This window comes from Streptoalloteichus hindustanus, assembly GCF_900129375.1.
GTDB classification, from domain to species: Bacteria; Actinomycetota; Actinomycetes; order Mycobacteriales; family Pseudonocardiaceae; genus Streptoalloteichus; species Streptoalloteichus hindustanus.
Genome location: NZ_FQVN01000011.1, coordinates 24,374 through 43,325 on the forward strand (window position 1 = coordinate 24,374; position 18,952 = coordinate 43,325).

General features: G+C 73.5%; 18 protein-coding genes. 11 read left to right on the top strand and 7 right to left on the bottom strand.

Annotation, left to right across the window (positions count from 1 at the left end; genetic code table 11):
• Positions 1-165 precede the first annotated feature (165 nt).
• A complete protein-coding gene (locus tag BUE43_RS26805; RefSeq protein ID WP_234995945.1) occupies positions 166-648 on the top strand; it encodes a DUF6319 family protein in 483 nt (160 codons plus the stop codon).
• A 259-nt stretch (positions 649-907) separates the two neighbouring features.
• Here BUE43_RS26805 and BUE43_RS26810 read toward each other — a convergent pair whose 3' ends face one another.
• On the bottom strand, positions 908-1,351 hold the full coding sequence (locus tag BUE43_RS26810) for a DUF1707 SHOCT-like domain-containing protein (protein WP_073488574.1): 444 nt from the start codon (positions 1,349-1,351) through the stop codon (positions 908-910).
• Positions 1,352-1,635: 284 nt separating this feature from the next.
• On the opposite strand from BUE43_RS26810, the gene BUE43_RS26815 reads away from it, so the two are divergent.
• The gene (locus tag BUE43_RS26815) at positions 1,636-2,646 is read left to right on the top strand and encodes an LLM class flavin-dependent oxidoreductase (RefSeq protein ID WP_073488577.1); all 1,011 of its coding nucleotides are present in this window, start codon (positions 1,636-1,638) and stop codon (positions 2,644-2,646) included.
• A 61-nt stretch (positions 2,647-2,707) separates the two neighbouring features.
• On the opposite strand, the gene BUE43_RS26820 is transcribed toward BUE43_RS26815, so the two are convergent.
• The 3 genes from BUE43_RS26820 to BUE43_RS26830 are packed head-to-tail and all read right to left on the bottom strand — an operon-like array spanning position 2,708 to position 5,642.
• Positions 2,708-3,934 carry a kynureninase/PvdN C-terminal domain-containing protein gene (locus tag BUE43_RS26820; protein WP_234995946.1) on the bottom strand — a complete coding sequence of 409 codons (1,227 nt, stop codon included), beginning with the start codon at positions 3,932-3,934 and terminating at the stop codon, positions 2,708-2,710.
• The gene (locus BUE43_RS26825) at positions 3,931-4,722 is read right to left on the bottom strand and encodes a tryptophan 2,3-dioxygenase (protein ID WP_073488579.1); all 792 of its coding nucleotides are present in this window, start codon (positions 4,720-4,722) and stop codon (positions 3,931-3,933) included. The genes BUE43_RS26820 and BUE43_RS26825 overlap by 4 nt, the downstream gene beginning before the upstream one ends.
• Positions 4,719-5,642: a PaaX family transcriptional regulator gene (locus BUE43_RS26830; RefSeq protein ID WP_407697141.1), complete on the bottom strand. Its 924-nt coding sequence runs from the start codon at positions 5,640-5,642 to the stop codon at positions 4,719-4,721. The genes BUE43_RS26825 and BUE43_RS26830 overlap by 4 nt, the downstream gene beginning before the upstream one ends.
• Before the next feature lie 71 nt (positions 5,643-5,713).
• Between BUE43_RS26830 and BUE43_RS26835 the strand changes: the two genes are divergently transcribed.
• The 9 genes from BUE43_RS26835 (at position 5,714) to BUE43_RS26875 (ending at position 15,718) form a co-directional block, all read left to right on the top strand.
• The gene (locus BUE43_RS26835; RefSeq protein WP_073488581.1) at positions 5,714-6,541 is read left to right on the top strand and encodes an LLM class flavin-dependent oxidoreductase; all 828 of its coding nucleotides are present in this window, start codon (positions 5,714-5,716) and stop codon (positions 6,539-6,541) included.
• The gene (locus tag BUE43_RS26840; RefSeq protein WP_073488583.1) at positions 6,538-8,727 is read left to right on the top strand and encodes an oxidoreductase; all 2,190 of its coding nucleotides are present in this window, start codon (positions 6,538-6,540) and stop codon (positions 8,725-8,727) included. Before BUE43_RS26835 ends, BUE43_RS26840 begins: the two co-directional genes overlap by 4 nt.
• On the top strand, positions 8,728-9,555 hold the full coding sequence (locus BUE43_RS26845) for a creatininase family protein (protein WP_073488585.1): 828 nt from the start codon (positions 8,728-8,730) through the stop codon (positions 9,553-9,555).
• An 18-nt stretch (positions 9,556-9,573) separates the two neighbouring features.
• Positions 9,574-11,214, top strand: a complete 1,641-nt coding sequence (locus BUE43_RS26850; RefSeq protein ID WP_073488587.1) for a benzoate-CoA ligase family protein — start codon at positions 9,574-9,576, stop codon at positions 11,212-11,214.
• Between the two features lie 97 nt (positions 11,215-11,311).
• Positions 11,312-12,499: an acyl-CoA dehydrogenase family protein gene (locus BUE43_RS26855; RefSeq protein WP_073488589.1), complete on the top strand. Its 1,188-nt coding sequence runs from the start codon at positions 11,312-11,314 to the stop codon at positions 12,497-12,499.
• Positions 12,496-13,245 (top strand): SDR family NAD(P)-dependent oxidoreductase, encoded by a 750-nt coding sequence (locus tag BUE43_RS26860; protein ID WP_073488591.1) that lies wholly within the window; start codon positions 12,496-12,498, stop codon positions 13,243-13,245. The genes BUE43_RS26855 and BUE43_RS26860 overlap by 4 nt, the downstream gene beginning before the upstream one ends.
• Positions 13,242-14,069: an enoyl-CoA hydratase family protein gene (locus BUE43_RS26865; RefSeq protein WP_073488593.1), complete on the top strand. Its 828-nt coding sequence runs from the start codon at positions 13,242-13,244 to the stop codon at positions 14,067-14,069. Before BUE43_RS26860 ends, BUE43_RS26865 begins: the two co-directional genes overlap by 4 nt.
• A 3-nt stretch (positions 14,070-14,072) precedes the next feature.
• A complete protein-coding gene (locus BUE43_RS26870; protein WP_073488595.1) occupies positions 14,073-14,498 on the top strand; it encodes a RidA family protein in 426 nt (141 codons plus the stop codon).
• Positions 14,495-15,718 (top strand): acyl-CoA dehydrogenase family protein, encoded by a 1,224-nt coding sequence (locus tag BUE43_RS26875; protein WP_073488597.1) that lies wholly within the window; start codon positions 14,495-14,497, stop codon positions 15,716-15,718. Before BUE43_RS26870 ends, BUE43_RS26875 begins: the two co-directional genes overlap by 4 nt.
• Before the next feature lie 342 nt (positions 15,719-16,060).
• Here BUE43_RS26875 and BUE43_RS26880 read toward each other — a convergent pair whose 3' ends face one another.
• The 3 genes from BUE43_RS26880 to BUE43_RS26890 all read right to left on the bottom strand — a co-directional run bounded on the left by BUE43_RS26880 (position 16,061) and on the right by BUE43_RS26890 (position 18,411).
• Positions 16,061-16,954, bottom strand: coding sequence for a metallophosphoesterase family protein (locus BUE43_RS26880; protein WP_073488600.1), 894 nt, complete (start codon positions 16,952-16,954; stop codon positions 16,061-16,063).
• 69 nt (positions 16,955-17,023) lie between these two features.
• Positions 17,024-17,308 (bottom strand): ubiquitin-like small modifier protein 1, encoded by a 285-nt coding sequence (locus BUE43_RS26885; RefSeq protein ID WP_073488739.1) that lies wholly within the window; start codon positions 17,306-17,308, stop codon positions 17,024-17,026.
• A gap of 5 nt (positions 17,309-17,313) precedes the next feature.
• On the bottom strand, positions 17,314-18,411 hold the full coding sequence (locus BUE43_RS26890) for a WD40/YVTN/BNR-like repeat-containing protein (protein ID WP_073488602.1): 1,098 nt from the start codon (positions 18,409-18,411) through the stop codon (positions 17,314-17,316).
• Positions 18,412-18,952: the final 541 nt, after the last annotated feature.

The window sequence follows — 18,952 nt, forward strand, 5'->3', positions numbered from 1 at the left end:
GGGTGAGCGTGACCGACCGGCCGCCGGACGCCAACGCCGTCCACACCGGACACACGGATCTTGTGTCGAACGGGTGTTCTAGCATGCGCTCTGCGTGTCGGTCGGCCCGCCGCCCGGCACGTCGTCAGTCACCCCAGTCGACCTGGTCGAGAGGAAACAACCATCGTGGTCTCGGACTCCCCTGTTCAGCACGACATCGAGGGCCAGCAGGACCACGGCGCGAGCGACAGCCCGGCGCCGGTGACCAGCGACCAGCCCGGCGAGACGGCCACCCCGGCGACCCCGGTCACCCCGGCCGCCGAGGCCCCCGCCGCCGCTCCGGCCACCAGCGAGGGCGCGTCCGAGGGGCGCTCGCGCAAGAAGAGCACCGCGCGCAAGACCCGCACGGTGGCGCTCACCCTGACCGTCACCGGCACCGAGGACGGCGACTGGCAGGCCGACCTGGTCCACGGCACCACGCGCGTGGTCCGCGGCCTGGCGGTGCCGGCGGCCTCGGTGGCGCGGGCGGCCAGGGAGCTGCACCCGGACATCTCCGAGGGCATCGAGACGGTCCTGTCCACCGCCAGGGAGCAGCACCGCGCCCGCATGGAGCAGTTGGAGGCCGAGCTCCAGCGCGTCAAGCAGGCCCTGGCCGAGCTGGGCGAGTGATCGCCGCGTCCGGCGGCGCATGACGCCGGACGCCACCAGAAGAGCGACGACGTGGGCGCGTGCGGTTTGTCCGCACGCGCCCACGCCCGTCACCGGCACCGCCCACCGTGGGTCGGTCGCTGACAGCCACACCGAATAAGGCCAGAGTGTGTGTCGGGGCACCGGCTGGCACGGCCCTCCGCTATCAGCCATCCCTCCCCTTACGGGCAAGGGAGGTTTCCACCCCTCTGGCCCGACCGCTAACGCGAGTCTCCGCGCGTCACGAGGTCTCTGCTTCGGGCTTGGCGGTGTCCCTGGCGCGTGCGCCGCCTCCGGTGAGCTGGCGCACGGCGTAGGTCGCCGGCGGCACGATCATGAACCACAGCCACGAGCCGGTCACGAAGAAGAGGGTGAGCGCGAGGACTCCGGCCATGGGGTACAGGGCGGCGGCGACCGCGCCCGCGGACCTCCCCACCCTGGCCACCGTGCCGCCGGTGGCGCGCACGGCGAGCTCCCGGCCGCCGCCGTCGAACGCGGGGTGCGGCGCGGGCAGGTCGTCGAACAACGCCGTCAGCTCGGCCCTGGTGCGCGCGGCGGTGGCGGCGGCGACCCGGGTGTCGAACTCCGCGAGGTCGATCCGCTGGAGCCGGACGTGCTCGCCCAACGCCTCGATCGCCCGCTCGCGTTCCTGGGCACTGGCCCGAACATCAGATGCCTTCTCCACCGCCGCGTCCCCTTCGCCCCTTTTCCGCGGGCGTTCCCGTTTCCGACCGCCCGCGGGCACGCCAGCCCGTGACAGGCATCGTCGCAGATCGAAGCACCCGGGGCAGGAAAACAAGAAGCGGCGCGCATTACATCTCGCGATATTCGGATCGGGAGAAGAAGGCAATTCGGAAACATCGGTCGCCGGCGGGCGTCGGGGTGGGAGTGGCCGCGCGGGGGTTGGCATCGGTCACAGTCACCGCCGAGCGGGAAGACGCAGGGCCTTGTTCGTTGTTCTTCGAAGTCGTGACGTCCTCAACCGGTGTTCCGCTGTCCGTCCTCGACCTCGCGCCCGTGTCCAGCGGCTCGACCGCGCGCCAGGCGCTGCGGGACAGCACGGAACTCGCCCGGCGCGTGGAGCGGCTCGGCTACTCGCGGTACTGGGTGGCCGAGCACCACAACATGCCGGGCATCGCCAGCTCCTCCCCGGCCGTGCTCATCGCCCACCTCGCGGCGGTCACCAGCACCCTGCGCGTCGGGTCCGGCGGCGTGATGCTGCCCAACCACCCGCCGCTCGTGGTGGCCGAGCAGTTCGGGATGCTGGAGGCGCTGCACCCCGGGCGGATCGACCTGGGCATCGGCCGGGCGCCGGGCACCGACGAGCGGACCGCGCGCGCCCTGCGGCGCAGCACCGGCCCGCTGTCGGCCGAGAACTTCCCGCACGAGTTCGGCGAGCTGCTGCGGCACTTCGGCGAGGGCGACGAGACCCCGGTGACGGCCGTGCCCGCGCCCGGCAACCGGCCGGAGGTCTGGCTGCTCGGCTCGTCCGGCTACAGCGCGCAGCTCGCCGGCCTGCTCGGGCTCCCCTTCGCGTTCGCCCACCACTTCAGCGCGGACAACACGCTGCCCGCGCTGCGGCTCTACCGCGACAACTTCCGCCCGTCGGCCGTGCTCTCCGAACCGCACGCCATGGTGGCGGCGTCGGTGATCTGCGCGGAGACCGACGAGCACGCGCGGTGGATCGCCGGCCCCGGCGGGCTGTCGTTCCTGCGGCTGCGCCAGAACCGGCCGGGTCCGCTGCCGAGCCCGGAGGAGGCGGCCGAGTACCCCTACTCGGACCTGGAGCGGTTGGTCGTGGACGACCGGTTGGCGTCGCAGATCATCGGCGGCCCCGACACCGTCCGCGCGGGCGTCGAGCGGCTCCTGGCGGAAACCTCGGCCAACGAGCTGATGATCACGACGATGGTGCACGACCCCGCCGACCGGCTCCGCTCCTACGAGCTGGTCGCCGAGCTGTTCGGCCTCCAGTCGCGCTGAGCCCGACCGCCCCCACGGCGTCCCCCCGGGAACGCCGTGGGGGTGTTGCCGTCCTCCTTGGTCACGGGGGCCGCGTCTCGTGGGCCGCGTCCCCGAGAGCTTCCACAGCGGCCGCGAGCTGGGCGTCCGAGAGGTAGGGCGCGGGTCCGAAGCGGAGGTACTCGCCCCGGCTGTCGGTGAGCACCCCGCGCTCCGCCAGCGCCTCGCGCAACGCCCCGGCCCGGGGTGACCGCAGGGCGAGGAACCCGCCGAAGCGCTCGCGAGGCGTGTCGCGGTCCCGCGTGGCGATCTCGGCCGGGAGGTCGAGGGCGTCGAAGCACCGGGCGAGCAGCGACACCTGGTGCAGCGAGACCGCGCGCAGGAACTCCGGGGTGAGGCCCTGCTCCGCGAAGAAGCGGAGGACCCTGGCCGCGCGGTAGTGGCTGGTCGGGTCGTAGGTCGAGCCGGCGAACCGGGCCGCGCCCCGGCCGTAGGGCACCAGGTCCGGGCGCGCGGTGTCGGCGAGCGCGCCGAACTCGGCGAACCAGCCGGTGACCACCGGCCGCATCCGGTCGGCGTGCGGCGGGAGCCGCAGGAAGCAGTTGCCCTCGCCGAGCTGGAGGTACTTGTAGCCGCCGCCGGTGACCCACGCCGTCTCCAGGCCCCACTCGGGCAACCGCACGGGCAGCGCGCCGAGGCCGTGGTAGACGTCGACCAGCAGCTCGACGCCCCGGCGCTCGCACGCCCGCGCGAGGTCGCCGAGCCCCGGCACGATCCGCGACGTCGCGAACAGCACCGCCGAGACGAGCACCGCGCCGGTGCGGTCGTCGAGCTCACCGGCCAACCGCTCGGCGAGGGTGTCGGCCGGCTCGGCGGGCAGCCGCACCACCTCGACGCCCTCCTCGGCCAGCCGGGCGAGCTGCCGGCGCAGCGTGTGGAACTCGCCGTCGGTGGTGAGCAGGCGGGGTCGGCCGGCCAGGTCGAGCCCGGAGAGGAACCGGACCACGAGGTCGTGCGTGCTCGCGGCGAGGGCGATCTCCCCTCGGGGGTCGTCGAGCAGCGCGCGGTAGCCGGCCCGCACGTCCTCCGCCCTGGCGAACGCGCGTTCCCACTTGTCGTCGACGTGCCGCGCCGCGTCCTCGAACGCCTCGACCTGGCCCGCCAGCGCCACGTCCGGCCACGCCTGGTGCGAGTGCCCGGAGAGCAGGAGCCGGTCCGCGACGCGGAACCGGGTGTAGTGGGCGGCGAGCGCGTTCGGGGAGCGCCGCAGGTCGCGCAGCCTGTCCCGCGTCCTGTCCTGGGTCGTCACAGCTCGCTCCGCACGGCCCAGAGGTCGGGGAAAGCCGGTTGGAACAGGGTGCCGCGCAGGTAGGCGGCGCCGCTGGACCCGCCCGTCCCGGTCTTCGCGCCGATCGTCCGCTCCACCATCTTCACGTGGCGGTAGCGCCACTCCTGGAGCCCCTCGTCCAGGTCGATCAGGTGCTCGGCGACCTGCGCCGGCGCGTTGTCGTCCCGGTAGACGGCCAGGAGCACCCGTTGCACGGCCGGCGACGGCGCGTTCGGCGCGCCCACGTCGCGGGACAGGACCTCCACCGGCACGCGGTAGCCGTGGGCGGTGAGGTAGCGCAGGAACGAGTCGAACAGCGACGGACGGGACATCGCCGCGGCGATCCGGGCGCGGGCGGGGCTGTCCTCCGGGTAGGGGCGGAGCATGCCGGGGTCCCGCCGGCCGAGCACCGCCTCCAGCTCCCGGAACTGCGCCGACTGGAAGCCGCTGGACGCCTCCAACCGGGCCCGGAAGCTGAGGAACTGCCGGGGTGTCATGGTCTCCAGCACGTCGATCTGGGTCACGGCCACCTTGAGGATGCGCAGCACCCGGCGCAGCGTGTGCGCGGCGTGGGTGGTGTCGCCCGCCTCCAGCCGGCGTTGCAGGTGCCCCAGCTCGTGCAGGACCTGCTTGAACCACAGCTCGTAGACCTGGTGGATGACGATGAACAGCATCTCGTCGTGTTCCTCGGAGCGCGGGCGCTGCGCGCCGAGCACCTCGTCCAGAGCCAGGTAGGACGTGTAGGTCAACGCGGCGGAGTGCTCGCTCATGGGGTCACCGTCCGGTCGAAGTGGCGTTGCGCTCCGGGGGCCAGCGCCGTGTAGAGATCGTGGAAGAGCCGCACCGCCAGCGCTCGGTGGGCGGGCGGCGGAGCGAGGTCCTCGGGCAGTTCCGGGTCGAGGAAGGCGAACTGGCGGAAGGTGTGCACGAGCCGGGTGCGCAGGACGAACGCCTCCCGGTCGCCGGACTCGCTCCTGGCAGGCACGCTCCGGACAGGCGCCGGCCCGGCGTGCGCGGTCCCGGCGTGCGGGCCGAACTCGGCCACGAAGTCGCGGTAGCGGCCGGCGAGGTCGTCGAGGTCCCAGACCCGGGCCACCAGGGCGCGGAAGCCGGCCGAGACCGCCGGCCGGCCTAGCATCACCCCGGCGTGGGCGGTCACACCCAGCTCGTCGAGCAGCGCGGCGACCTCCCGCTCCCGGTCGTGCGGGGCGAGCCACGCGCCGTCCTGCACCGGGCCGAAGCCCAGGAACCGCAGTCGGCGCACCAGGCGGGCCCTGGCCAGCCGCTGGTCCTCGGGGATGGCGTGCCACAGCGTCGTCCAGGTCGACCCGCTGGACCCGCTCGCCCCGGCCGCCCCGGTGGTCCCCCTGCCGAGGGAGAAGATCCGCCGGTCGCCCTCGTCGAGCACGGCCAGCGTGCGCGGGGTCAGGGCGTAGTGCACGAGCCGGCCCTCGCGAACCCGGGTGAGCAGCTCGCGGTGCACCAGGCGGGTGAGGGCCACCCGGGCCGCGCCGGCGGAGAAGCCGAACTCGCCCAGCAAGGCGACCAGCCCGCCGGACCAGACGTCGGCCCGGTCCCTGGGGTGCACGTGGGCGCCGAGCACCGTCATCACCAGGTCCTGCGGTTGCGCCGCGAACCCGCCGTCGGGTTCGCCCACCGGGGCGGGCGCGGACGCCGTTCCTGCGACCATGGGGTGATTGTTGGTTGACACCTCAGCCCAGTCAACTGTAAACCGTTGACGCGACCGGCGGAGGTGGTCGGGTGAGGATCGGCATCGGACTTCCCAACACGACGCCAGGGACCGACGGCCCGCTGGTGCTGGACTGGGCCCGCAGGGCCGACGACGGCCCGTTCTCGTCCCTCGCGGTGCTGGACCGGCTCGTCTACGACAGCCTGGAACCCTTCACCACGCTGGCCGCGGCGGCCGCGGTGACCACCAGGGTCCGGCTGGCCACGATGATCGCGATCGGCCCGCTGCGCGCCGCCGCGCTGCTGGCGAAGCAGGCCGCCTCGGTGAACGCGCTGGCCTCCGGCCGGCTCACCCTCGGCCTGGCGGTCGGCGCGCGGCTCGACGACTACGCGGCGGCCGGCGTCGAGCACCGCGGGCGCGGGGAACGGCTGTCCGAGCAACTGGCCTACCTGCGGGGCGCCGGCGACGACCAGGTCTCCCCGCCGACCGACGGCATCGAGATCCTGGTGGGCGGAGCGAGCGGACAGGCGTACACCCGCATGGCGCGGTACGCCGACGGGTACGCGCACGGCGGCGGCCCGCCCCGGGCGTTCGCCTCCGCCGCCACCCGGGCCGTCGCGGCGTGGCGGCACCTGGGCCGCCCCGGCCGTCCCCGGCTGTGGGGGCAGGGCTACTTCGCGCTGGGTGACCCGGAGCGCGGAGCGGCCTACCTCCGCGACTACTACGCCTTCACCGGGCCGTTCGCGGAGCGGATCGCGGCCGGGCTCCTGACCGACGCCCGCCAGGTCAGGGACTTCGTGCGCGGCTACGCGGCCGCGGGCTGCGACGAGCTGGTGCTGCTGCCCGCGGTGTCCGACCCCGCCGAGGTGGACCGGCTGGCCGAGGTGGTGGCGGCATGAGGACCACGGTCGTCGGGGCCGGCCCGGCCGGCCTGTACCTGGCGATCCTGTTGCGGAAGGCCGACCGGGGGCACGAGGTCACCGTCCTGGAGCGCAACGCGCCGGACGCGACCTTCGGCTGGGGCGTGGTGTTCTCCGAGGAGACGCTGGGCGCGTTGCGCGACGCCGACCCGCGCACGGCCGTCGAGATCGGCGACACCTTCGCGCGGTGGGACACAGTGGACATCCGCTACCGGGGGCGGCTGCTGCACTCGCGCGGGCACTCCTTCTCCGCGATCTCCCGGAAGGTCCTGCTCGACATCCTCCAGCGCCGGTGCCGGGAGCTGGGCGTGGACCTGCGGTTCGGCGTCCAGGTCGAGGACGCCGCGAGCGTCGCGGAGCTGGCGGCCTCGGCCGACCTGCTCGTGGGCGCCGACGGCGTGCACAGCGTCGTGCGGCGGACCTACGCGGACGCGTTCGGCAGCACGGTCGAGCCGCAGGGCTGCAAGTACGTCTGGTTCGGCACCGACCTCGTGCTCGACGCGTTCACCTTCGTCTTCCGGGACACCGAGCACGGCCTGTTCCAGGTGCACTCCTACCCCTTCGACGAGCGCACCAGCACGTTCATCGTCGAGTGCCCGGAGGCGACCTGGCGGCGCGCCGGGCTGGACCGGATGACCGAGCGGGAGAGCATCGCGTTCTGCGAGAAGCTGTTCGCCGCCGACCTCGACGGCCGCCGCCTGCTGTCCAACCGTTCACTGTGGACGAGCTTCCCCCTGGTGCGGAACCGGAGCTGGCACCACGAGAACGCGGTGCTGCTGGGGGACGCCGCGCACACCGCGCACTTCTCCATCGGCTCGGGAACCAAGCTGGCGATGGAGGACGCGGTCGCGTTGGCCGGCGCCTTCGTCCGGCACGGGGACGTCGAGGCGGCGCTGGTCGACTACGAGCTGCGCCGCCAGCCGGTGGTGGAGCGGTTCCAGCAGGCGGCCACGGAGAGCGCGGCCTACTTCGGCCGGGTGGAGCGGTACACCCACCTCGCGCCGCTGCAGTTCGCGTTCAACCTCCTGACCAGGAGCGGCCGGATCAGCCACGCCAACCTGGAGGTCCGCGACCCGGACTTCGTGCGGGTGCTGGACTCCTGGTTCGCCCACGACGCCGCCGGCGACCCACCACCCCGCCTCTCGGTCTCGCCACCTCCGATGTTCGCCCCGCTGCGCCTCGCCGGCCGCACCGTTCGCGACCGGATCGCCCGCTCCGTTCCCGCCGTGTCCACAGTAGACGGTCACCCGGTCGCCGACACGGGGCGAGAGATGGCCGAGGCCGCGACCGGCGGAGCCGGCCTCGTGCTCGTCGGCCCGGTCGCGGTGACTCCCGACGGGCGCACGACACCCGCCTGTCCCACGCTGCACACCGACGCGCACGGCGCCGAGTGGCGTCCCCACGTCGACGCGGTCCACGCGAGTGGCGCGCTGGTCGGGCTCCAGCTCAGCCACGCCGGACGCCGGGGTTCGACACGCCCTCCCGACCGGGGTGTCGACCTCCCGCTGCGCGAGGGCGGTTGGCCGTTGCTGGCCGCGTCAGCACTGCCCTACGGCCCGTTCCACCCGACCCCGCGCGCCGCCACCGAAGAGGAGTTGGCCGACCTCGTCGTCGCGTTCGCGGACGCCGCCGGCAGAGCCGCCGACGCCGGCTTCGACCTCCTCGAACTCGACGTCGCCCACGGCCACCTCCTCGCCGGTTTCCTGTCCCCGCTGACCAACCGGCGCGACGACGCCCACGGCGGGGCGCTGGAGAACCGGCTCCGCTTCCCGCTCGACGTGCTCGGCGCGGTCCGCGCTCGGTGGCCCGCTGAACGCCCGCTCGCCGTCCGGCTGACCGTGACCGACTGGGCGCGGGGCGGACTGACCGTCGAGGAGGGCATCGCGGCGGCCAGAGCGCTCGTCGACGGCGGCGTCGACCTCGTGCACGTCGAGGCCGGGCAGACCGTCCCGCACGACGATCCCCCGTACCGGCGCGGTTTCCTGACCGCCCTGAGCGACCGGGTGCGCAACGAGGTGCGGGTGCCGACGCTCGTCGGCGGGCACCTCACCACGCCCGACGAGATCAACACGGCGGTGGCGGCCGGCCGGGCCGACCTCTGCCTGCTCGACCTGGCGCCGACCCCGCTCGACCAGGAGTTGGTCGCGGCAGGGGAGGTGGACTGAGTGTTCTTCGCCGATCTCACCTCGCCCCAGGTGGCCGCGCTCCTGAACGCGGATCGCGCGCCGGTCCTGCTGCTGCCGGTCGGGGTCACCGAGCCGCACGGCCCGCACGCCCCGCTGGCCACGGATTCCCTGATCTCGCAAGGAATGTGCGAGCGCGCGGCGCGCCGGCTCGCCGACGACGCGGAGGTGCGGGTCCTCGTCCTCCCACCGCTCCCCTACGGCGTCACGCGGTACGGCGCGGCGTTCCCGGGCGCGGTGTCGGTCAGCGAGGAGACGCTGCACGCGGTGGTGGTGGACCTCTGCGACTCCTTGCTGGACCAGGGTTTCCCGCATCTCGTCGTGGTGAACAACCACTTCGAGCCCGAGCACGTCGCCACCCTGCACCGCGCCCTCGACACGGTCCTGCGCCGGCGGCAGGTCCTCGTCGGCTACCTCGACCTGACCCGACGCCACCGGGCGAACCGGCTCACCCGGGAGTTCCGCTCCGGCTCGTGCCACGCGGGGCGGTACGAGACCTCGCTGGTGCTGGCGGACCGCCCCGACCTCGTCGACCAGGAGCGGATGCGGGCGTTGCCGGAGGTGCCCGTCGACATGCCGAGGGCGATGGCCGACGGGCGGCGGGACTTCCTCGCGATGGGCATGAGCGAGGCCTACTGCGGTGCGCCCGCCGAGGCGAGCGCCGAAGAGGGCGAGGACACGTTCGCGGTGCTCACCGACATGCTGGTGGAGGTGATCCGCGACCTCGTGCGCGGCTCCGGCGGTCGGGACACGCCACGAGCCGCACGGGACAGTGCCGCATGGGACCGTGCCGCACGGGACCGTGGCTGACGGGAGGGGGCGCGGGCGATGGTGCTGCGGGACGAGGACGTTCCCCGGTTCTTCAACGTCACGAGCTGGTTCCTCGACCGCAACGTGGAGGAGGGCCGCGGCGCGGACACCGCCCTGATCACCGACAGCATCGACAGCGCCGCCAGCCCTACCAACTCCGCCAGTGCCAACGCCACCGACGCGAACGGCCCGCGCCGAACCTCCTACGCGGAACTGGCCGCGCTCACCAACCAGGTCGGCCACGTGCTCCGGGACCTCGGGGTGCGGCGCGGCGACCGGGTGCTGATCGCGCTGAGCGACGGCGTGGAGTTCGTCGCCACCTGGCACGCCGCGCTGAAGATCGGCGCGGTCACCGCCGAGGTCTACACGTACCTGCACCCCAAGGACTACCGGTACTTCCTCGACTACACGGAGGCGGAGGTCGTCGTCGTCGACCCCGTGACGCTGGGCCGGGTGCGCGAGGCCGCCCGGCTGGGCCGGAGCCCGCGTTGCCTGCTCGTCGTGGACGCCCACCGCGAGGACCTGCGGGCGAACGAACGGGACTTCGCCGCCCTAGTCGCCACCGCGCCCACCGAACTCGACGCGGCGCCGACGACCCGGGACGACATGGCCATCTGGAAGTTCACCACGGGGAGCACCGGCGCGCCCAAGGCGTGCGTGCACCCCCACCTCAGCCCGAGGCTGAGTTTCGACTGGTACGCCAGGGGCGTGCTCGGCATGACCGCCGACGACCTGGTGCTGCCGGTGCCGAAGCTGTTCTTCGGCTACGCCAGGGACCTGGCCGCGCTGTTCCCCTTCGGCGCGGGCGCGGCCGGGGTGGTGTTCCCGGAGCGGTCCACCCCGGAGCGGCTCTTCGCGCTGCTCGCCCGACACCGGCCCACGATCCTGGTGAACGTGCCCACCATGATGAACTCGATGGTCGCCCATCCCGGCGCCGCCGAGCAGGACCTGAGCTGCCTGCGGGCGTGCACGTCGGCCGGCGAGGCGCTGCCGGAGGAGCTGCGCCGCCGCTGGCTCGCCGCCTTCGGCGTGGAGGTGCTCGACGGCATCGGCTCCTCCGAGGCCTACCACGTCTACGTCGCCAACCGGCCGGGCCGGGTCCGGCCGGGCAGCCTGGGCCAGGTCGTGCCCGGCTACCGGGCCGAGGTGACCGACGGCGAGGGCCGCCCGGTGCCCGACGGCGAGGTCGGGGTGCTGGAGGTGACCGGCGGCACGGTCGCCAGGGGGTACTGGAACGCGCCCGAGCGGACGGCCGAGACCTTCCACGGCTCGACGGTGCGCAGCGGGGACCTGTTCGTCCGCGACGGCGAGGGCTTCTTCTGGTACCAGGGGCGCGCCGACGACATGCTCAAGGTCGGCGGGCAGTGGATCGCGCCGCGCGAGGTGGAGGACTGCCTGCTCCGCCACCCCGACGTCCTGGACTGCGCGGTGACCGGCTACCAGGAGGCCGGCCTGGTGCGCCCCCGGGCCCACGTCGTGGTGCGGCCCGGCGTGCCGCCGACGCCGGAACTGGCCGCCGCGCTCCAGCAGTTCGCCCGGTCGCACCTGTCGCCGCACAAGTACCCGCGGGACGTGCGGTTCGTGGTCGAGCTGCCGCGCACCGCGTCCGGGAAGCTCGACCGGCGCGCGCTGCGCGAGGCGGACCGGAAGCTCCAGTGACGTGGCCCGGGACGAGTCCACAGTGGACACGAGAACCGAGGTGGACACCGAACCCGCAGTGGATACCGGAACGGACCGGGATTGTCTGGGAGGACCGATGAGCGCCGCAGCACCCGAGCAGACCGCCGCGCGGGCGGTCGACATCCTCGACGTCGACCGGCTGCTCGGCGACGAGGAACGCTTGATCGCCGGAACGGTGCGGCGGTTCGTCGGCGACCGGGTGTTGCCGGAGATCGAGTCCTGGTACGAGGACGCGGTCCTCCCGCGCGAGCTGGCGCCCGAACTGGGCCGGCTCGGCCTGTTGGGGATGCACCTGAGCGGCTACGGGTGCGCGGGGACCACGGCGACCGGCTACGGCGTGGCGTGCCGCGAGCTGGAGGCGGCGGACAGCGGACTGCGCAGCTTCGTGTCCGTGCAGGGCTCCCTGGCGATGTTCCCGATCTGGGAGTACGGCTCCGAGGAGCAGAAGCGGCGGTGGCTGCCGGGAATGGCCGCCGGCGAGCTGGTGGGCTGCTTCGGCCTCACCGAGCCGGACTCGGGCAGCGACCCGGGCAGCATGCGGACCTCGGCGCGGCGGGACGGCCGGGACTGGGTGCTCGACGGCCGCAAGATGTGGATCACCAACGGCGGGCTCGCGGACGTCGCGGTGGTCTGGGCGCGCACCGACGAGGGTGTCCGGGGTTTCCTGGTGCCCAGGGGAACCCCGGGCTTCACCACCCGGGACATCCACCACAAGATGTCCATGCGGGCCTCGGTGACCTCCGAGCTGGTGCTGGACGACGTGCGGCTACCGGAGGACGCGGCGCTGCCCGGCGTGGTCGGCATGCGGGGGCCGTTGTCCTGCCTGAACGAGGCGCGGTTCGGGATCGTGTGGGGCGCGGTGGGCGCGGCGCGGACCTGCTTCGAGACCGCGTTGTCCTACGCAAGGACCCGGAAGCAGTTCGGCCGGCCCATCGGCGGTTTCCAGCTCACGCAACAGAAACTCGTGGACATGCTGGTGGAGCTGAACAAGGCCGCGCTGCTCGCCTTCCACCTGGGTCAGCTCAAGGACGCCGGCGCGCTCACGCCGGAGCAGGTCAGCCTCGGGAAGCTGAACAACGTGCGGGAGGCGCTGACCATCGCCCGCACCGCGCGCACGATCCTGGGCGCGAACGGCGTCAGCGGGGAGTACCCCGTGATGCGGCACGCCAACAACCTGGAGTCCGTGCTCACCTACGAGGGCACGAGCGAGGTGCACACGCTCGTGCTCGGCCACGCCGTCACCGGCCTGAGGGCGTTCCGGTGAGCCGGCGTCTGGTCGTGGTGACCGGCGGGAGCCGGGGTGTGGGGCGGGCCGTGGTCGCGCGGTTCGCCGCGCACGGCGACGAGGTCGTGGCCGTCGGCCGGGACCGCACCGCCCTCGACGCCACGGCCGCCGAGGTGGGCGCCGGTGTCCGGGCGGAGGTCTGCGACGTCACCGACGAAGCCGCGGTGTCCGCGCTCTTCGACCGGATCGGGCCAGTGGACGTGCTGGTGAACAACGCCGGCGTGTCCGCCAGCGCTCCCCTGGCGCGCACCGCGCTGGCCGACTGGCACGGGCAGATGGAGGTCAACGCCACCGGGGCGTTCCTGTGCACCCGGGCCGCGCTCCCCGCGATGATGGAGCGCGACCGGGGGCGGATCGTGGTCGTGGCGTCCACCGCCGGTCGCGTCGGCACCCGCTACACCACCGCCTACACGGCGTCGAAGCACGCGGCCGTCGGGCTGGTGCGCGCGGCCGCGGCGGAGGTCGCGGGCAGCGGCGTCACCGTCAACGCGGTGTGCCCGACCTTCGTGCGCACGGACATGACGCGCCGCGCCGTGCGCCGGATCGTGGAGACGACCGGCCGGGGCGAGGCCGCCGCCGAGGAGGCGTTGGCCCGCATGTCACCGCTGGGCCGGCTGGTGGAGCCGGCGGAGGTGGCGTTCTGCGTGGCGTTCCTCGCGGCGCCGGAGTCCGCCGCGATCAACGGACAGACACTCGTCCTCGACGGAGGGGGGATCCAGGCGTGAGCCCGTTCCGCGCGTCGCCCGGCTTCACCGACCAGTGGCGGCACTTCGACCTCACGATCGCGTCCGGCGTGGCGACGGTGACGTTGTCCCGACCGGAGAAGCTGAACGCGCTCACCTTCGACACGTACGCCGACCTGCGCGACCTGCTCGGCGAGCTGCCGCACCGGGGGGACGTGCGCACGATCGTCCTCACCGGACGCGGGCGCGGGTTCTGCGCCGGCGGCGACGTGGAGGAGATCATCGGCGCGCTGCAACGCATGGCGCCGGACGAACTGCTCGACTTCACGCGGATGACCGGCGCGGTGGTCAAGGCGTTGCGGGAGTGCCCGCTGCCGGTCGTCGCGGCCGTCAACGGGGTCGCGGCCGGGGCGGGCTCGGTCCTGGCGCTGGCCAGCGACTTCCGGCTGCTCGCCCGGTCGGCGTCGTTCGCCTTCCTGTTCACCAGGGTCGGACTGGCCGGCGCGGACATGGGCGCCGCCTACCTCCTGCCCCGCATCGTCGGCCTCGGCCGCGCCACCGAGCTCCTCGTCCTCGGCGACTCCATCGACGCCGAGCGGGCGCACGCGCTCGGCCTGGCCACCGCCGTCGTCGACGACGACGCGCTCGCCGACGAGGCGGCGACGCTGGCCAGGAGGCTGGCCGAAGGACCCGCTTTCGCCTACGCCACCACGAAATCCCTGCTGACCAGGGAGTTGGACATGAGCCTCGGCAGCGCGATCGAGATGGAGGCGGTGACCCAGGCCCTGCTGATGCGGAGCCGGGACCACGCCGAGTTCTACGCGGCGTGGTCCGAGGGCCGCCGTCCACAGTGGACCGGGCGGTGAGGGATGGCGCACCGGATCGTCAATCCCGATGACCTGGCCGAGCCGAGCGGCTTCGCCCACGCGGTCGTCGCCGCTCCCGGAACCACCGTGCACCTGGGCGGCCAGACCGCCCAGGGCCGGGACGGCGCCATCGTCGGGGACACCGTCGTCGAGCAGTTCGACGTGGCCGCCGGCAACGTGGTCCGCGCGCTGGCCGCCGCCGGCGCCCGCCCGGACCACCTCGTCTCCCTGATCATCTACGTCACCGACGTGGCGGAGTACCGGGCGACGCTGCGCGAGCTCGGCCCGGTCTACCGGCGGCACTTCGGCCGGCACTACCCGGCGGTCGCCCTGCTCGGCGTCGCCGCCCTGTTCGACCCGGCGGCGCGGGTCGAGCTCGTCGGCACCGCCGTCATCCCCCACCCGACGCCCGGTGAGGCGAGACCATGAGCGACCCGACGACCTACGCGCACCTGACGGAATCCCAGCGCGCGCTGCTCGCGCGGGTGCGGCGGCTCGCGGCGGAGGTCTTCGCCCCGCTGGCGTCCGCCGGCACGCCGGGAACGATCAACCGGCCGCTCCTCGCCGCGCTCGGCGACCCCGACCTGATCGACGACGGGCTGCTCGGCCGGCTCTTCCGGCGCGACGCCGAGGGCCGGTACGCGCCCACCGTCACCGCGACGGACCTCTGCCTGGTCCGGGAGGGGCTGGCCCGGCACACGACCGAGGCGGAGACCGCGTTCGCCCTCCAGGGACTGGGCGGCCACCCCATCCTGAGCGCCGGGCGGCCCGAGGTCGTCGACGCCTGGATCCCGCGGATCGCCAGCGGGAGGGCGGTCGCCGCCTTCGCGCTCACCGAGCCGGAGGCGGGGTCCGACGCCGCCGCGCTGGAGCTGACCGCCCGCCGCGAGGGCGACGGGTTCCGGCTCACCGGCGAGAAGGTCTACATCTCGAACGCCCCGGACGCCGACGTCTACTCGGTCTTCGCGCGCACCTCGCCGGCCGGCGGCACGCGCGGCATCACCGCGTTCGCCGTGCCCGCCGACAGCGCCGGGCTGTCCGGCGAGCGGCTGCGCCTGCTCGCCCCGCACCCGATCGGCCGCCTCCGGTTCGACGACGTCCCGGTCCCGGACAGCCACGTCCTCGGCGAGGTGGGCGGCGGCTGGGGCGTCGCGATGGCCACGCTCACCCTGTTCCGGCCCAGCGTCGGCGCCTTCGCCGTCGGCATGGCGCAGGCCGCGCTCGACGCGGCGCTGGCGCACGCCCGCAGCCGCACCGCCTTCGGCCGGCCGCTCCGGGACTTCCAGGCCGTCTCGCACCAGCTCGCCGAGGTCGCGACCCGGGTGCACGCGGCCCGCCTGCTCGTCCACAACGCCGCGACGGCGTACGACAACGCGGGGCACGGCGGCCGGGGCGACAGCGGTCGCGACGGCGGCCGGGGCGACAGCGGCGAGGGCGAGGTGCGACACCTGGCCGCCATGGCCAAGCTCCTCGCCACCGAGACCGCGCAGACGGCGGTGGACGTGGCCGTCCAGGTGCACGGCGCCCGCGCCCTGGAGGAGGGCCACCTGTTGGAACACCTCTACCGCGAGGTCCGAGCGCCACGAATCTACGAGGGCGCCTCGGAGATCCAACGCGAGATCATCGCCCGCCACCTGCTCGGCCGCTGAGCGCCCGCGTCCCCGCCGGCTCCCCCTACCTCAGGTCAGCCCCCACCCGCCCTGGGGGGCGAGCCCTGCTCCAGCCTATCGGCCCAGCACAGCCCGGCCAACCACCCGGCATCCCGCTGTGGACAACCAAACCCCCTGTGGACAACTCCGAAAGTGTCCACAGTAGACAAAGCGATTACCCCGGCCCCGACCTGCGCGAACACCAACCAAAACCAGGTCAACTACACGATCTAGTGAAGCGCACGAAGCACCGGAGCTGAGCGACATCCACACACCGAACGCGGTTACCCCGCGAACACCCCGGTGCCCGAACGAGTGGACACCGGAGCGTCACGGAGATCATCAGCCCGACGCAGGCGCAGGCGCAGGCGCAGGCGCAGGCGCAGGCGCAGGCGCAGGAAGAATCTGGCGCAGGGTCCCCCGTCGCAGGTTGTGCTTCTTCCACTCCCGCGGATAACCGATGGAGACCTCCTCGAACCGCACACCGTCGTACCACGTGGTCCGCGGAATGTGCAGGTGCCCGTAAACCACGGCCGCCGCCCGGAACCGGACGTGCCAGTCGGCGGTGCGCTCGCTCCCGCACCAGAGCGCGAACTCCGGGTACCGCAACACCCTCGTCGGCTCCCGCACCAGCGGCCAGTGGTTGATCAGCACGGTCGGCAGCTCGGGGTCGCACAGGGCCAACCGCCGCTCGGTCTCCTCGATCCGCGCCCACGACCACAAATCCCGCGACGGGTACGGGTCGGGGTGCAGCAGGAACTCGTCGGTGCAGACCACACCGGCGTCCCTGGCCACCGCCAGCGCCTCGTCCCTGCTCGTCGTCCCGTCCGGGCGGAACGTGTAGTCGTAGAGCAGGAACAACGGCGCGATCGTCACCGGCCCGCCCGGCCCGTCCCACACCGGGTACGGGTCCTCGGGCGTGAGCACCCCGAGGCCCCGACACAGCTCCACCAGGTGGTCGTAGCGCTGGACTCCCCGCAGCTCCACCGGGTCGTTCGTCGGCGTCCACAGCTCGTGGTTGCCCGGCGCCCACACCACCTGGGCGAAGCGGCCGGCGAGCAGCTCCAACGCCCAGTGGATGTCCTCGACGCGCTCTCCCACGTCACCGGCGACCAGCAGCCAGTCCTCGTCGGAGCCCGGGCGCAGGTCCGCCACGAGCCGCCGGTTCTCCTCGTACGCGACATGCAGGTCACTGGTGGCGAGCAGCCTTCCGGCCCGCCCACTGACGGCAGTCATCCAGTAGTTCTACCGGGCGCCGACCGGACGACGCCGCCCGTGTGATCGCCGTCGCCCCGTCGGGGGACCTCAGCCGCCGGCCACCGACGGGATGATCTGGATCTCGACGCCCGGACCCACCGGGGTTTCCGCCCCGTCCAGCCGCCGGCACTCCTCGCCGTCCACGTAGAAGTTGACGTACCGCCGCAGTCCCCCGTGCTCGTCCCTGAGCCGGCGGTCCAACGCGGGATAGCGCTCGGCGAGCCGGTCGAGCACCGCGCCCAGGGTCGCACCGGCCGCGAAGTCGACCTCCAGCCGGGACTTCCCGTCCGCGCTGGGACGCAGCACTCCCGCGAGCAACACGACGACGCGCACCGCCCTCACCCCGGAACGGTCGCCGCGCGCACGCACAACACGTCGGGCAGGTGTTCCACGATCCGGCACCAGCTCTCGCCCTCGTCTGGACTCGCGTAGACCTCGCCGCTGCGCGAGCCGAAGTAGACCCCGGCGGGCTCGGCGTCGTCGACGCACATCGCGTCGCGCAGCACGGCCGACCAGAACCCGTTCTGCGGCAGGCCACGCGACAGCGGCGTCCAGGACTCGCCGGCGTCCTCGCTCCGGTACACCCGACAGGACCCGTCGGGCGGGAAACGCTCCAGGTCGGCGGCGAGCGGGAACGCGTAGACGACGTCCTGCCGATGGGGGTGCACCACCATGGGAAACCCGAAGTCGCTCGGCAGGCCCCCGGCGATTGACCGCCACCGGGCGCCGCCGTCGTCGCTGCGGTAGACGCCGGGGTGGTTCTGGAGGAACAACCGGTCGGGCCGGGCCGGGTGCCGCGCGACCTTGTGCACGCACTGGCCGTACTCCGGGTACTCATTCGGCAGGAACGGCGCGCGGATTCCGGTGTTGCTGGCCCGCCACGTGCCGCCACCGTCCTCGGTGCGGTAGACGCCGCCGGTGGACATCGCGACGGTGATCTGCCGTGCGTCGGTGGGGTGGGGAAGCACGGTGTGCAGAGCCATCCCACCGCCGCCGGGAGTCCACTCGGCCCGGTGCGGGTGGTCCCACAGGCCGCGCACCAGCTCGTAGTTCCGCCCACCGTCGGCCGAGCGGAACAACGCGGTGGGCTCGGTGCCCGCGTAGACGACGTCGGGTTCGTCGGGTGACGCGGGCGCGATCTGCCACACCCGCGACACCACGGCGTCCGCCCCGTCGGGGAATGCGATCACCCGGTGGTCCGGCTCGTCCCAGGTCGTGCCGAGGTCGTCGCTGACGGCCACCACCGGGCCGAAGTGCTCGCTGGTGAACCCGGCCAGCAGCCGGGGTGGGCTGCGCCGGGTGTCGATCGCGACCGCGTACACGCTGTCGACGGGCTGGTGCGGCCCGGAGAGCCGCCAGCTCGCCCGGCCGTCCGCACTGGTCGCCACCCACAGCCCCTTGCGGGTGCCGATCGCCAACAGGGTCAGAGATGCCATGTCGCCCTCCCCACCGGAACGCCGGGTGGGCCGTCACCCCGGGCACTTCGACCCCGACGCCGTCCGACTACCGAACTCGCGGGGTTCTCCCCGGGACCGCTCCCGACGAAAAGGTCGTCATCCACATTGGTGGCGCGTGACCACGTTATTACACCGTTCGGCGCATCCCGGGAAATCCGCGGGCGCAGAGGTTATCAAATCAGCGCTCCCCGCCTTCCGGGAACCGGACGGCGCCGGAGGCGGTGTCACCCGACGGGACCAGCGGGAACGGCCAGGCCCTCCCCTTCGGGCCAACAAATAGTCCATCCGCCGGGAAGGACGGCCAGCAGGCCGTGACGAGAAAGGACCGCCGGGCCCACCAATGGCGGCAACCCTCATTCGTCCGGACGTACGCTTGCCCCGAATGGGTTTCCTTGATTAGTTGGCAGGACGAGCGACCACCACCAGCGGAAACGAGGTGAGTCCGATGTTCGAGATCGAGATCGTCGAGGACGACGTGACGTTGCTGAACCACCCGACGCTCTGATCGGGTGACGGGTCC